Genomic DNA, 12,145 nt, shown 5'->3' on the forward strand with positions numbered 1-12,145 from the left:
GATCACCGCGCCGCAGCATCACTGGCACGTGTGGCTGAGGTTACGGAGCCACCTCGCCACCTTGTTCGACGATTGTCGTACGATCAGGTTGATCGACCATCTTCGAACTATAGGCTTCCGGGGGTTGCGGATGATCACCACGCTCGATGCGCGCTACGGACCCGAGTCGGTCGACCGGCCCGACGCGGCACTGGACGCCGGACCGGCGGGCGCCGAGGCCGCACTCGCGTCGTTCTACGTCGCGCTCAACCACCGCGACCCCGCCGTACTCGACCGGGTGTGGGCGGCGGATCCGTTGGTACAGCTGGACAATCCGGTCGGCGGCATCCTGCGCGGGCACGGTGAGGTGACCGGGCTGTACCGGGCGATCTTCGCCGGCCCGGTCCGACTGTCGATCACCTTCGGCGACATCGTCGCCTACACCGGGGACGCGCACGCCGTGTTCACCGGCCGGGAGACCGGCACGTACACCGGGCCGGACGGTGTGGCGGTGCCGCTGGAGATCCGCACCAGCAGGTACTTCCGGTACGAGGACGGCCGGTGGCGCCAGTACCATCACCACGGATCCATCGACGACCCCGCGGCCCTCGCCGCGTACCAGGCCGCCGTCCGCGGTGGAACGGAGTGACCATGCCCCTCGTACGGATCGATCTCAGCGCCGAGCGGGACAACGCCCAGGCCATCGCCGACGGCGTACACCAGGCGCTGGTCGACTCGATCGGGATCCCCGCAACGGACCGGTTCCAGATCCTCACCCGTCATCCCGCCGCCGAGCTGATCGCCGACCCGTCGTACCTCGGCGTCCAGCGGCACGACGTGGTCTTCGTCCAGATCTCCCTCGTGGGCGGACGGCCCACCGACCTCAAGGTCGCCCTGTACCGGCGCATCGCCGAGGTGCTCGCCCCGCTGGGCGTCCGCGGCGACGACCTCTTCGTGACGCTGACCGAGAACGGGCTGGCCGACTGGTCGGTCGGCAACGGCGAGGCCCAGTTGCTGGGGCTCGGCACGGTCCCCGGCCTGCCGACCTGACCGCGAGGCCGCGAGTACGCGGCTCGTCGGACGCTGGGCATGGCGTCCCGGTGCGGCGGGAGGCGGCTCACGACCCCAGCCGGCCGGGCCCGGGCCGCACCGGGCGCCGGCGGACGGCGCCCTGAGGTGCCTGTGGCGCGAGGGTTCTGGCCATGCGGCTACTCGGTTCCGTGCCGGGCGCCACCGTCACGGCCGCCGCGCGGTGCACACCTCGTCGGGCGTACCGGCGATGGATGGGCCCGGCTCGTGCCGGGCGCGTCGACCGCGGATCAGCGCTGGTGCGTCGTGGCCTCGGCGTGATGGTGCACGATCCGCCAGCCGTCGCCGTACCGGCGCAGCACGTCGGTGACGCGGAACAGTTCGTCGTCGCGCGCGTCGTGGCGGGCCCGCAGCACGTACCGGGCCAGCCCGGTGTCACCCCACTGCTCGGTACGCAGCGCCTCCGGTGCCACCGACAGCGGTGCCGGCCCGTCGGGCGTACGGCGGTCCCGCAGCGCGGTCAGCTCGGCCAGTCCGGTCAGGAGCCGGTCGGCGTCGGACTCCCAGACGGTCAGCTCCGGGTCCAGGTGCGCGTCGAAGCGCGTACGGTCGCCCAGGCAGGCGTACAGGTCGGTGATGTGCGCGGCGATCTGGTCAGCCATGGTTCCCCTCCAGGGCGGTACGCAACGGGTCGAGTCCGGCCGGGCCGAGCGACAACGCGCGGGCGTGGAAGCGCGCCGGGTCGAAGCCGGCGCCCTCGGCGCGTTCGGCGGCGGCCCGGGCCTCCCGCCACAGCCGGGCGCCCACCGAGAAGGCGAGCGCCTGTCCCGGCCAGCCGAGGTAGCGGTCCACCTCGAACCGGGCGGTCGCGGCGTCCATCCCGGCGATCCGGGTCAGGAACTCCACACCCAGTTCCGGTGTCCAGCGGGTGGCGTCGGTGAACCCGTTGCCCGGCGGGATCGGCAGGTCGAGGTGCAGGCCGGCGTCGATGACGATCCGGCAGGCGCGCCAGATCTGGCCGCACAGCAGGCCGAGCCGCTCGCCGTCGTCGGCGAGCAGGCCCAGTTCGCCGGCCAGCCCCTCGGCGTAGTGCGCCCAACCCTCCGCGTACCCGTGGACCTCGCAGAGGGTGCGCTGCCACGGGTGCAGGTGCGGCAGCGTCATCGTGATCGCGTGCTGGAGGTGGTGGCCGGGCAGCGACTCGTGGTGCAGGGTGCTGACCTCGCGCCAGGTGGTCGCGGTGTCGACGCCCGGCGGCAGGCACCACCAGACCCGCCCGGGCCGGGTGAGCCCCGGGTCCGGCGGCGTGTAGTACATGACACCGGAGGTGGCGGGCGCGATGCGGCACTCGACCCGGCGGGTCTGCGCCGGGATCGTGAAGTGCGGGCCGTCCAGCGCGTCGGTGACCGCGGCGACCCGCCGGGTGAGCCAGTCGGTCAGCTCCGTCACGCCGGACAACCGCCGCGCCGGGTCGGCGTCCAGCGCGGCCATCGCCTCGGCCACCGTGCCGCCCGGTACGATCCGGCCCGCCACGACGGTCATCTCGTCGGCCAGCCGGCGCAGTTCGGCCCAGCCGTACGCGTAGACGTCGTCGAGGTCGAGGGTGGCGCCGAGGAAGCTGCGCGCGGTGATGCCGTACATCTCGCGGCCGACACCGTCGCGTTCCGGCGCGCCGGGCGCCAGTTCGTCGCGCAGGAACGCGGCGAACTCGGCGGTCGCGGCCGACGCGTCGGCGGCGCCGCGCGCCAGCCGTGCCGCCGACGGCCCGGCGTACCCGGTGACCAGGCGGCGGTAGAAGTCGTCCCGGGCCGGATCGATCCAGGCGGCGCACTGGTCGGCGACCACCAGTACCTGCCGGCGCGCCACCCGTTGCCCGCGGGCCGCCGACCGGCGCAGCGTCTCGCGGTACGCGGCCAGTTCGGAGCGGACCGCGGCGAGCCGGTCGGCTACCGTCGCCCAGTCCGCCTCGGTGTCGCGCGGCAGGTTGTCGAACGCCGACCGGACCAGATGTACCGGCGTGGCCAGCGGGGCCAGCAGCCGGGTGGTGAAACCCGACTCGTACAGGTCGGTCTCGGCGGCGAGCCGGTCGGCCAGCGCCGCGCCGAGCATCCGGTCACCGGGCCGCCCGGGTACCGCCACGGCGAGTTCGGCGGTCGCGTTCGCGGCGAGCGCGGCGCGCGCCTCGTACGCCTCCGGGGACAGGTCGGTGGCCGGCACCTCGGTCCGGCCCAGTGCCTGCGCGGCCCGCGGCTCCCACTCGGCCAACCCGGCCAGGTACCGGTCGGCCGCCTCCCACACGCTCGTCATGCGCCGTCATTCTCCTGTCAGGTAACGGATCCGGGGCAGCACCTTCGTACCGAGCAGGTCCACGCCGCGGCCGTCGGTCAGCCCGTGCGGGGTGCCGAACTCGACGCGGCTCGCCCCGGCGGCCAGCACCGCGGCGGCCCGCTCGGCGACCTCGGCGGGAGTACCGGCGAAGCAGAACCGGTCCAGCAGGTCGTCACCGACCAGCGCGCCGGCCTCGGCATGGGCGCCGGCGGCGACCAGCTCGCCCAACCGGGCCAGCAGGTCCGGCTCGACCGTCACGGTCGGGTCCAGCCGAGCCACCACGTCCAGGTACATCGCGACCTCGGCGCGGGCCCGCCGGCGTGCCGCGGCCCGGTCCTCGTCGACCACGGTGACCGCACCCGCCACCACGCCCACCGGACGGTCCGAGGCGGCCGACAGCCAGCCGCGCATGGTGGCGACCATGTCCGGGTTAGCCGAACCGCCGAGCTTCACCTCGTGCGCCACCTCGGCGGCCAGCGCCGCACCGCGCGGCCCCCACACCCCGAGCAGCAGGTCCACCACCGGCCGGTACGGCACGTACCGCAGGGCGGTGCCGGGCGCGATGCGGAACACCTCGCCGGCGTAGCCGGAGTCGTCGCCGGCCAGCAGCGCGGCGACGACCTCGGCCGCCTCCCGCAGTGTCCGAAGTGGACGGTCCTGGCGTACGCCGACGCGGGACAGCCAGCTGCCGCGCGCGAGCCCCAGGTACGCCCGGCCGCCGGACGCGGCGTCCAGCGCGGCGACCTGCCCGGCGATCTCCACCGGGTGCGTCAGGTACGGGTTGAGGCACGCGGCGCCGAGCCGGAGCCGGCTCGTGGCGCGCGCCATCACCAGCAGCGGGTACAGCGGCGGTTGGTAGCCCAGGTCGCCGAAGACCGACACCCCGTCGAAGCCGTACGACTCGGCGGCGACGGCGAGCCGGGCGTACTCGTCCGGTCCCTTGTCGGACTGGAACGCGATCGACACCGCGCCGGTCACGTCAGCTCGTCCGTCGGAATCCGTTGCACGCCAAGGCGTTCCACCCGCATCACGAGTCGCTCCTCCGGATCCGGGCAGGCGACCTCGCAGTCGCGGGCCAGCCAGTCGCCGTCGGCCAGCGCGCGCTGCTTGGCCGGTAGCAGCGGCAGCACCGCGGCCAGCGCGTACAGGCAGAAGTGTCGGCCGGGCGGGATGGTCAGGCGCGACGAGCGGGTCAGGTCGAGGTGGTCGCCGGGGCGCATGCCGCACACCGAGCGGCCCTCGATCCGGTCCACCACCACGCGCAGGTCGGCGACCTCGGTGTGGTCGCTCATCGCCGGCCCCGCGGCGCGGTGAGCCCGGTGTCGTCCCGGTACACCCGGCCAGCCTTCATCACCAGGTGCAGGGTGCGCAGGGCCGACACGCCGCGGGTCGGGTCGTCGCGCAGGGCGATCAGGTCCGCCTGCCGACCCGCCTGGATGGTACCGATCCGGTCGGCGGCGCCCAGCCACTCCGCCGGCCGTACGGTCGCGGCGCGCAGCGCGTCGGCGACCGGCATGCCCGCCTCGACCATGAACTCCAGCTCGCGCACCGTCGCGGTGGTCTCGTCGTACGGCGCGTGCGGCGGCATGTCCGAGCCGAGCGCGATCGGTACCCCGTTGCGCAGCGCGTGCTGCAGGCTCTCCCAGTGCCGCGGTCCCGCCGACAGCGCCCGGTCCATCATCCAGCCCGGTACGCCGCTGTCGATGAAGAACTGTTCGCACCGGCTGACGGTGATGGTCGGCACGTACCAGACGCCGCGCTCGGCCATCACCCGGGTGAGGTCGTCGGTCAGTTCGTAGCCGTGTTCGACGCAGTCGAGGCCGAGTTCGACGGCGCGCACGATGGTGTCGGCCGGGCCGGCGTGCGCGGTCACCTTCCGCCCCCAGTCGTGCGCGATCTCCAGTACTGCGGCCATCTCGCCGTCGGTGAGCTGCGGGGTGTCGATCTGCTCGTGCTCGCCGGCGATCCCACCGGAGATGCACACCTTGATCAGGTCGGCGCCGGCACGCAGCTGCTGGCGTACCGCGCGGCGGAAGCCGTCGGCGCCGTCGGCCTCCAGCGCGTCGGCGTCCCAGCCGTGCCCGCCGGTGCAGCACAGCGCGTGCCCGGCGGTGTAGATCCGCGGGCCGTCGACCGCGCCGGCGTCGATCGCCTTGCGCAGCGCGAAGTCGGCGTACCGGGTCTCGCCGACGAGCCGGACCGTGGTCACTCCACTGTGGAGGGTCTGGCGGGCCGAGTCGGCCATCAGCAGTACCAGCTCGGCGAGGTTCGCGCGCTGCACCGCCTCCGCCATCCCGCCCGGCAGGCCGAGTCCGAGGTGTACGTGCATGTTGGTCAGGCCGGGCATGACGTAGGCCCCGGCCATGTCCACGACGGTCGCGCCGCGCGCCTCGGACAGTACGTCGTCGGAGGTGCCGACGGCACGGATCTCGCCCGTACGGTCGATCCAGATGCCGCGGTCGGTGGTGACGCCGTCGCCGACGCCGTCGTACACGGCGCAGTCGACGAGGACGCGGTCGGCGGGTGCGGGGATCATTCAGCGTCCTTCCGGAACGGTCGGGTCGGGCAGCCAGCAGGCCACCGAACCGGCGCCGGTCGCCCGGACCGGTGGTTCGACGGCGCACTCGGCCACGGCGTACGGGCAGCGCGGACGGAACCGGCAGCCGCTCGGCGCGTTCGCCGGGTCGGGCACCTCGCCGGCCAGTACCGCGGGCAGGGTCGGCTCGGCGGAGATCCGCGGTACCGCGTCGATCAGCGCCCGGGTGTACGGGTGCCGCGGCGCGTCCCACAGCTGCGCGGTCGGCGCCACCTCGACGATCTTGCCGAGGTACATCACCGCGGTACGGTCGGCGATCTGCCGTACCAGCGCCAGGTCGTGCGAGATGAACAGCAACCCGGTGCCGGTGTCCCGGACCAGCTCGACGAGCAGGTTGACGATCTGCGCGGCGGACGAGGCGTCGAGGGCGGTGACCGGTTCGTCGGCGACGAGCAGCCGCGGCCGGGGCGCGAGCGCGCGGGCGATCGCCAGCCGCTGCCGCTGCCCGCCCGAGAACTGGTGCGGATACTTACTCGCGGCCTCGGCGGGCATGCCGACCCGGTCCAGCAGGTCGGCCACCCGCCGCGCCCGGTCCGGTCCGGCCGGCAGGCCGTCGGCGAGCTGCGAGCCGATCCGGCGCCGCGGGTTGAGCGACGCGTACGGGTTCTGGAACACCATCTGCAGGCCCACGTCGACGCTCGGCCGCCGGCGCCAGCCCAGCGGCGTCACCGGACGGCCGTCGTACGCGATGGTGCCGGCGCGCGGCGCGGTCAGCCCGGCCACGGCCCGGGCGAGAGACGACTTGCCGCAGCCGGACTCGCCGACCAGGCCGACGATCTCGCCGGCGGCCACGTCGAGGCTGACCCCGGCGACGGCCGCCACCGTGCCCCGTTCCCGCGACCGGTACTCGACCCGCACGTCCTCGATCGCCAGCAGCGCGCTCACGCGCTCACCTCCAGCTCGGGCGCCACCGGGCACGCCGCGTACCGGTCGGGTCCGGTGCGGGCGAGTTCCGGCGGCGCGGTCCGGCACGCGTCCACCGCGTACGAGCAGCGCGGTTCGAACGGGCAGCCGGGCGGTGCGGCGCCGGGGATGACCGGGCTGCCCGGGATCGGTTGCAGCGCACCGGTTCCGGTCGCGCCGTGCGGCCGTGCGCCGAGCAGCGCCGCCGTGTACGGGTGCCGCGGCGTCGACAGCACCGCCGGGGTCGGCCCGGTCTCCAGTACGCGCCCGGCGTAGAACACGTACGTGCGTGCGGTGAGCGCGGACAGTACGCCGAGGTCGTGCGTGATGAACAGGACGGACAGGCCGGTCTCGTCGCGCAGGCGGCTCAGCAGAGCCAGGATCCCGGCCTGCACGGTCACGTCGAGCGCGGTGGTCGGTTCGTCGGCGATGAGCAGCTTCGGCCGGGCGGCGAGCGCGATGGCGATCGCGACCCGCTGCCGCATGCCGCCGGAGAACTGGTGCGGGTAGGAGCGCAGGGTCCGTTCCGGGTCCGGGATGCGTACCTGGTCGAGCAGCTCGACGGCGCGGGCGCGGGCAGCGCGGCGGGACAGCCCGAGGTGCCGGCGCATGTGCTCGGTGAGCTGGGTACCGACGCTGAGCATCGGGTGCAGCGCGGCGGTCGGGTCCTGGAACACCATCGAGATGCCGGCCCCGCGTACCGACTGCCAGCCGCGCCGGTCCAGGCCGAGCAGGTCCTTGCCGTCGAACCGGGCGGCACCGTCCACAGTGGACCCGGCGGGCAGCAGGTTCAGCAGGGCCTGCGCGGTGAGGCTCTTGCCGGATCCGCTCTCGCCGGCCACGCCGACGATCTCGCCCGCGCCGACCTCCAGCGACACGTCGTGCACCACCGGTACGCCGCCGGGCAGCGTGATCGTCAGTCCCTCGGTCGCAAGCAGCATGTCAGCGTCCCTTCGCGAAACGCGGGTCGATCCGGTCGCGCAGCGCGTCCCCGAGGACGTTGCAGGCCAGTACGACGGTGAGGATCGCGAGGCCGGGGAACACGCTGACCCACCACTTCGACAGGTCGTGCGATCCCAGGGCGATCATGGCGCCCCACTCGGGTGCCGGCGGGCGTGGTCCGAGTCCGAGGAACGACAGCGCGGCGAGCATCAGTACGGCGTTGCCGAGTTCGAGGGTGGCGAGGACCACGGCGGGGCCGACGCTGTTGGGTACGACGTCGCGGCGCAGCGCGGTGACCGGGCCGACGCCGAGCAGCCGCGCGGCGTGCAGGTAGTCCTCCCCGCGTACGGTCAGCACCGAGCTGCGGATGACCCGGGCGTACACCGGCCAGGAGACGATCACCAGCGCCAGCACCGCGTTGCGCGTACTCGGGCCGAACGCGGCGCTGACCGCCATCGCCAGGATGATCTGCGGGAAGGCGAACACCAGGTCGGTCAGCCGCATCAGCGCCTCGTCGACGAAGCGGCCGAGGTAGCCGGCGACCAGGCCGAGCACGCCGCCGACGGCCAGCGCGAGTACCACGATGACCAGGGCCAGCGGGATCGACAGCCGGGCGCCGAACAGCAGCCGGCTGAGGATGTCGCGGCCCAGCTCGTCGGTGCCGAACCAGTGCGCGGCCGACGGCGGGGCGTACGTGGCGTCGTCCTGCTGGAGCGGATCGTACGGGGCGAGCACGTTCGCCAGCGCCGCGACCGCGAGCCAGCCGGCCACCACCACCAGCGCCGCCACCGTCAGCGGCTGCCTCCACAGTGGACGGTGGGCGAACCAGTCGCGCCGGCCCAGCGCCTTGCGTACCCGCCTGTCGGTCAGGTCGACCGGGACCGGCGCCTGGGTCGTCTGTTCGGTCATGACAGCCGGATCCTCGGGTCGATGAGTCCGTACACCAGGTCGACGATCAGGTTGACCACGGTGTACACCAGCGCGACGAACAGGCTCACGCCGAGGATCGACGGCAGGTCCAGCGCGGTCGCGCTGCGGTAGGCGTACTGGCCGATGCCGGGCCAGCCGAAGATGTTCTCCACCAGCACGGTGCCGGACAGCAGCGCGGCGAACGCCAGCCCGCTGACCGTGATCACCGGTACCAGGCCGGCGCGCAGCAGGTGCCGGCGCAGCACGGTGAAGCCCGGCAGGCCCTTGGCGTGCGCGGCCTTGATGTAGTCGGTGGACAGCACCTCCAGCATCGCCGAGCGGACGAACCGGATGAGCGTGGCCACGGTCAGGCACGTCAGCACCAGCACGGGAAGTACCAGGTGCTGCACGGCGTCCCACCACTCGGCCCACTGCCCGGCGAGCGCACTGTCCACTGTGTACATTCCGGTCACGGTCGGCGGCGGCGAGAAGTCGGTCGACAGCCGGCCGCCGGACGGCGAGACGCCGAGCAGGTAGAAGAACTGGTACAGCACGACCAGCGAGAGCCAGAACGGCGGCGTGGACAGCCCGAGCAGCGAACCCACTCGTACCACCTGGTCGGTGGCGCGGCCGTGGCGAACCGCGGCGAGCATGCCGACCGCGGTGCCGATCAGCAGCGCCAGCACCATGCTCGGCACCGCCAGCTCCATCGTCGCCGGCACGTAGTGCGCCAGGTCGGACAGCACCGGCTTGCCGGTCTGCTGCGAGGTGCCGAGGTCGCCGTGCAGCAGGTTCCACAGATACCGCAGGTACTGCACGTACACCGGCTGGTCGAGGCCCCACCTGGCGCGGTACGCGGCGACCAGTGCCGGGTCGTTGAGCGCCTGCTCGGACAGGTTCGCCGTCGCCGAGTCCCCCGGTACGACGTGCACGAGGGCGAACGTCACGACGGTGACACCCCACAGCAGCCCGACGGTGACCGCGAGGCGCTTCGCCAGGAACCGCACCAGATGCGGCACCCGGGGGCGGCGCCGGGCCGCGGCGGGCGCCTCGCCCGCCGCGGCGACGGAAGCCGACATTACTTGCGCCCCACCGCGGCGATGTCGACCTGCCAGCCGGCCGGCGCGTACTCCGCACCGGTCAGCGTCGCACCGGCCACCACCACACCCGAGTTGTACGCCAGCGGAATGTACGGCGAGTACTGGTTGAGCAGCCGCTGCCAGTCCTGCAACGCCGCCTGCTGCGCGGCCGGGTCGAGCGTGTCCTGCACCTTCTTGCCGGCGGCGACGACGCGCTTGTCGGCGCGGGCGACGGTCCAGCCGGTGGTGGCGGCGGTGCCCTGGCCGGGCGCGAGGTTGTTGACCAGCGACGCGGCGACCGGGTAGTTGAGGCTCTGCGGGCTGAACCGCATCGCCACCTTGCCGCCGCGCTGCTTGTCCAGGAACGAGGTCAGCGGCTGCGGGTCCAGCGTCAGCCTGATGCCGGCCTTCTTCGCGTCACCCTGCACCTTGGTCGCGATCGTGCCGAGATCCACCCCGCGGTACGTGATCGACGGGTACATCAGCGACACGGTCGGGTTCTTCAGCCCGGCGTCGGCCAGCAGCTTCTTCGCCGCCGCGATGTCCTGGTGCTGCGCCTCGCTCTTCGGCAGCGCCCCCGGGTACGCCGGCGGCACCACGCCCGCCGCCGGGGTCGCGCCGCCGCCGAACAGCGCCGCCACGCCCGGGTAGTCGATCGAGGCGCGTACCGCCTTGACGAACGCCGGGTTGGCGGCCACCTTCGACACGGCCGGATCGGCGTTGAGGGTGAGGAAGTAGAACGTGTCGTCCGCGCTGGACTGCTTCAGGCTCGACGGCAGGCCCTCCAGCATCTTGCCGGACAGGTCCAGGGCCAGCTCGGCGCCGGTCGTCTTGGCCATCGTCAGCTTCTGGTTCTGCACGTCCATGTTGCGCAGCACCACGCGGGAGAACGTCGGCTTGGCCCCCCAGTACTTGGGGTTGGCCGTGAGTACGACCTGCGAGGAGGCGTCGAAGCTCTTCAGCACGTACGGGCCGGAGCCCGCGGACGCGCCGTCCAGGTACTTCTGCGCGGTGTCGGACTTTGCCGCGTCCGCCCCGTCGGTGCCGCCCTTCTGCTTGACCACCTTCGAGTTCACGATCCCGGTGTACGGCTGGGTGAGGATGATCGGCACGTTCGGGTCGGCGGTGGCGCTTCGTACCACGACGGTGTGCGCGTCGGTCTTCGACGCGGTCAGCCCGCCCACGGTGACGGCCGGGCTCGCCTTGAGGTTGCGCAGCCGGTTGAGGCTGAACACCACGTCGTCGGCGGTGACCGGCGTGCCGTCGGAGAACCGCGCGTCGTCCCGCAGCGTGAACGTGAACGTCTTCGCATCCGCCGACACCGTGTACTTGGTGGCCAGGTCCGGCTGCGGCTTGGTCATGTCCGACCCGTGGAAGGTCAGGAGCGTGTCGTACAGCGCGTGCACGGTGGTGTTGCCGGTCGCCTCGTACACGTGGCCGGGGTCGAGGCTCTTGATGACGAACGAGGTGTCGATCGTCAGGGTCTTCGCGCTGCCGCCGCCGGCGCCGCCGGCGGTGCAGGCGGTCGCGGCGGTGGCCAGGGCGAGCGCGACGAGCGTCGCCCCGACGCGGCGCGCGTGGCGCGGTGTCACCGACATGGGGGGTCCTTCGGGCAGTGGGAGGGGGAGTCCGGGCGCACGGCGGCGATGCCGGGGCCGAGGGCGGCGGACTGGTGACCGGCGTGGGTGGCCGGTCGGGTCGCGGACGGCGGGGGGTGGCTCGACGCGCGACGTGTTCATTTCTAGCAGACCCGTCCTGGGCCTGTTTGACCATGCTAAACAGAGCTGTGTACTGTCGTCAAACAAGTTCATCGTCATCAACCATGAGGGGTGTGGATGCTCGGCGATCGGCTCCGCGAACTGCGCCAGCGGCACGGGCTGACCCTGCGCCAGTTGGCCCAACAGGCGGACGTCTCCCCCGCCCTGCTCAGCCAGATCGAGAACGGCGCGACCGACCCGAGCCTGGCCACGCTGCGTAAGCTCGCGAAGGTCTTCGACGCGTCGATCTCGATGCTGTTCGACGAACCCGACGCGCCCCGGGTACACGTCAGCAGGCCCGAGCGCCGTACCCGGCTGGCCGCCCCGCGCGGCGAGATCTCGTACGACCGGCTCACCCCCGGCCGCGGCGACCTGGAAGTACTCCAGGCCGACCTCGCGCCCGGCGACGCCAGCGCACCGGAACCGTGGGCCCACCCGTCCACCGAGTGCGCGATCGTCATGGCCGGCACCGTCGTGGCCGAGATCGACGGCGAGCGGCACGAACTGTCCGAGGGCGAGGCGATCACGTTCGACTCCCGCCTGCCGCACCGGTACCGCAACGACAGCGACGCGCCCGCCCGCATCGTCATCGCCGTGACGCCACCGACCCCGTGAAGGACCGA

Annotated in this window: 13 protein-coding genes; 3 read left to right on the forward strand and 10 right to left on the reverse strand. The window is 73.1% G+C overall.

Features of this window, described 5'->3' with window-relative positions:
- Positions 1-130 precede the first annotated feature (130 nt).
- Together Aru02nite_RS31870 and Aru02nite_RS31875 are read left to right on the forward strand one after the other, a co-directional pair.
- Positions 131-628, forward strand: a complete 498-nt coding sequence (locus Aru02nite_RS31870; RefSeq protein ID WP_203663900.1) for a YybH family protein — start codon at positions 131-133, stop codon at positions 626-628.
- Positions 629-630: 2 nt separating this feature from the next.
- On the forward strand, positions 631-1,029 hold the full coding sequence (locus Aru02nite_RS31875; protein ID WP_203663901.1) for a tautomerase family protein: 399 nt from the start codon (positions 631-633) through the stop codon (positions 1,027-1,029).
- Between the two features lie 269 nt (positions 1,030-1,298).
- On the opposite strand, the gene Aru02nite_RS31880 is transcribed toward Aru02nite_RS31875, so the two are convergent.
- From Aru02nite_RS31880 to Aru02nite_RS31925, 10 genes are read right to left on the reverse strand one after another with little or no spacing between them, the layout of a single operon-like run.
- Entirely contained in the window at positions 1,299-1,670 is a 372-nt protein-coding gene (locus tag Aru02nite_RS31880; protein ID WP_203663902.1) for a nuclear transport factor 2 family protein, read from the reverse strand.
- A complete protein-coding gene (locus Aru02nite_RS31885; protein WP_203663903.1) occupies positions 1,663-3,315 on the reverse strand; it encodes a DUF885 domain-containing protein in 1,653 nt (550 codons plus the stop codon). Before Aru02nite_RS31885 ends, Aru02nite_RS31880 begins: the two co-directional genes overlap by 8 nt.
- A gap of 6 nt (positions 3,316-3,321) precedes the next feature.
- Positions 3,322-4,314: an LLM class flavin-dependent oxidoreductase gene (locus tag Aru02nite_RS31890; protein WP_203663904.1), complete on the reverse strand. Its 993-nt coding sequence runs from the start codon at positions 4,312-4,314 to the stop codon at positions 3,322-3,324.
- Positions 4,311-4,628, reverse strand: coding sequence for a TIGR04076 family protein (locus Aru02nite_RS31895; protein ID WP_203663906.1), 318 nt, complete (start codon positions 4,626-4,628; stop codon positions 4,311-4,313). The genes Aru02nite_RS31890 and Aru02nite_RS31895 overlap by 4 nt, the downstream gene beginning before the upstream one ends.
- Positions 4,625-5,872, reverse strand: coding sequence for an amidohydrolase family protein (locus Aru02nite_RS31900; protein WP_203663908.1), 1,248 nt, complete (start codon positions 5,870-5,872; stop codon positions 4,625-4,627). Before Aru02nite_RS31900 ends, Aru02nite_RS31895 begins: the two co-directional genes overlap by 4 nt.
- Positions 5,873-6,817: an ABC transporter ATP-binding protein gene (locus Aru02nite_RS31905; protein ID WP_203663910.1), complete on the reverse strand. Its 945-nt coding sequence runs from the start codon at positions 6,815-6,817 to the stop codon at positions 5,873-5,875.
- Positions 6,814-7,776, reverse strand: coding sequence for an ABC transporter ATP-binding protein (locus Aru02nite_RS31910; RefSeq protein ID WP_203663911.1), 963 nt, complete (start codon positions 7,774-7,776; stop codon positions 6,814-6,816). The genes Aru02nite_RS31905 and Aru02nite_RS31910 overlap by 4 nt, the downstream gene beginning before the upstream one ends.
- Before the next feature lies 1 nt (position 7,777).
- Entirely contained in the window at positions 7,778-8,686 is a 909-nt protein-coding gene (locus tag Aru02nite_RS31915) for an ABC transporter permease (protein WP_203663912.1), read from the reverse strand.
- On the reverse strand, positions 8,683-9,765 hold the full coding sequence (locus Aru02nite_RS31920; RefSeq protein WP_203663913.1) for an ABC transporter permease: 1,083 nt from the start codon (positions 9,763-9,765) through the stop codon (positions 8,683-8,685). Before Aru02nite_RS31920 ends, Aru02nite_RS31915 begins: the two co-directional genes overlap by 4 nt.
- Positions 9,765-11,363: an ABC transporter substrate-binding protein gene (locus Aru02nite_RS31925; protein ID WP_203663914.1), complete on the reverse strand. Its 1,599-nt coding sequence runs from the start codon at positions 11,361-11,363 to the stop codon at positions 9,765-9,767. The genes Aru02nite_RS31920 and Aru02nite_RS31925 overlap by 1 nt, the downstream gene beginning before the upstream one ends.
- Positions 11,364-11,600: 237 nt before the next feature.
- Here Aru02nite_RS31925 and Aru02nite_RS31930 point away from each other — a divergent pair, with 237 nt between their 5' ends.
- A complete protein-coding gene (locus Aru02nite_RS31930; protein WP_203663915.1) occupies positions 11,601-12,137 on the forward strand; it encodes a cupin domain-containing protein in 537 nt (178 codons plus the stop codon).
- Positions 12,138-12,145 lie beyond the last annotated feature (8 nt).

Origin of the sequence: Actinocatenispora rupis, assembly GCF_016861975.1 — a bacterium.
In the GTDB taxonomy this organism is placed as follows: Bacteria; Actinomycetota; Actinomycetes; order Mycobacteriales; family Micromonosporaceae; genus Actinocatenispora; species Actinocatenispora rupis.

Coding starts and splice junctions, on each gene's coding strand:
- Aru02nite_RS31870 (WP_203663900.1), top strand. CDS start 131: ATGATCACCACGCTCGATGCGCGCTACGGACCCGAGTCGGTCGACCGG.
- Aru02nite_RS31875 (WP_203663901.1), top strand. CDS start 631: ATGCCCCTCGTACGGATCGATCTCAGCGCCGAGCGGGACAACGCCCAG.
- Aru02nite_RS31880 (WP_203663902.1), bottom strand. CDS start 1,670: ATGGCTGACCAGATCGCCGCGCACATCACCGACCTGTACGCCTGCCTG.
- Aru02nite_RS31885 (WP_203663903.1), bottom strand. CDS start 3,315: ATGACGAGCGTGTGGGAGGCGGCCGACCGGTACCTGGCCGGGTTGGCC.
- Aru02nite_RS31895 (WP_203663906.1), bottom strand. CDS start 4,628: ATGAGCGACCACACCGAGGTCGCCGACCTGCGCGTGGTGGTGGACCGG.
- Aru02nite_RS31900 (WP_203663908.1), bottom strand. CDS start 5,872: ATGATCCCCGCACCCGCCGACCGCGTCCTCGTCGACTGCGCCGTGTAC.
- Aru02nite_RS31910 (WP_203663911.1), bottom strand. CDS start 7,776: ATGCTGCTTGCGACCGAGGGACTGACGATCACGCTGCCCGGCGGCGTA.
- Aru02nite_RS31915 (WP_203663912.1), bottom strand. CDS start 8,686: ATGACCGAACAGACGACCCAGGCGCCGGTCCCGGTCGACCTGACCGAC.
- Aru02nite_RS31920 (WP_203663913.1), bottom strand. CDS start 9,765: ATGTCGGCTTCCGTCGCCGCGGCGGGCGAGGCGCCCGCCGCGGCCCGG.
- Aru02nite_RS31925 (WP_203663914.1), bottom strand. CDS start 11,363: ATGTCGGTGACACCGCGCCACGCGCGCCGCGTCGGGGCGACGCTCGTC.
- Aru02nite_RS31930 (WP_203663915.1), top strand. CDS start 11,601: ATGCTCGGCGATCGGCTCCGCGAACTGCGCCAGCGGCACGGGCTGACC.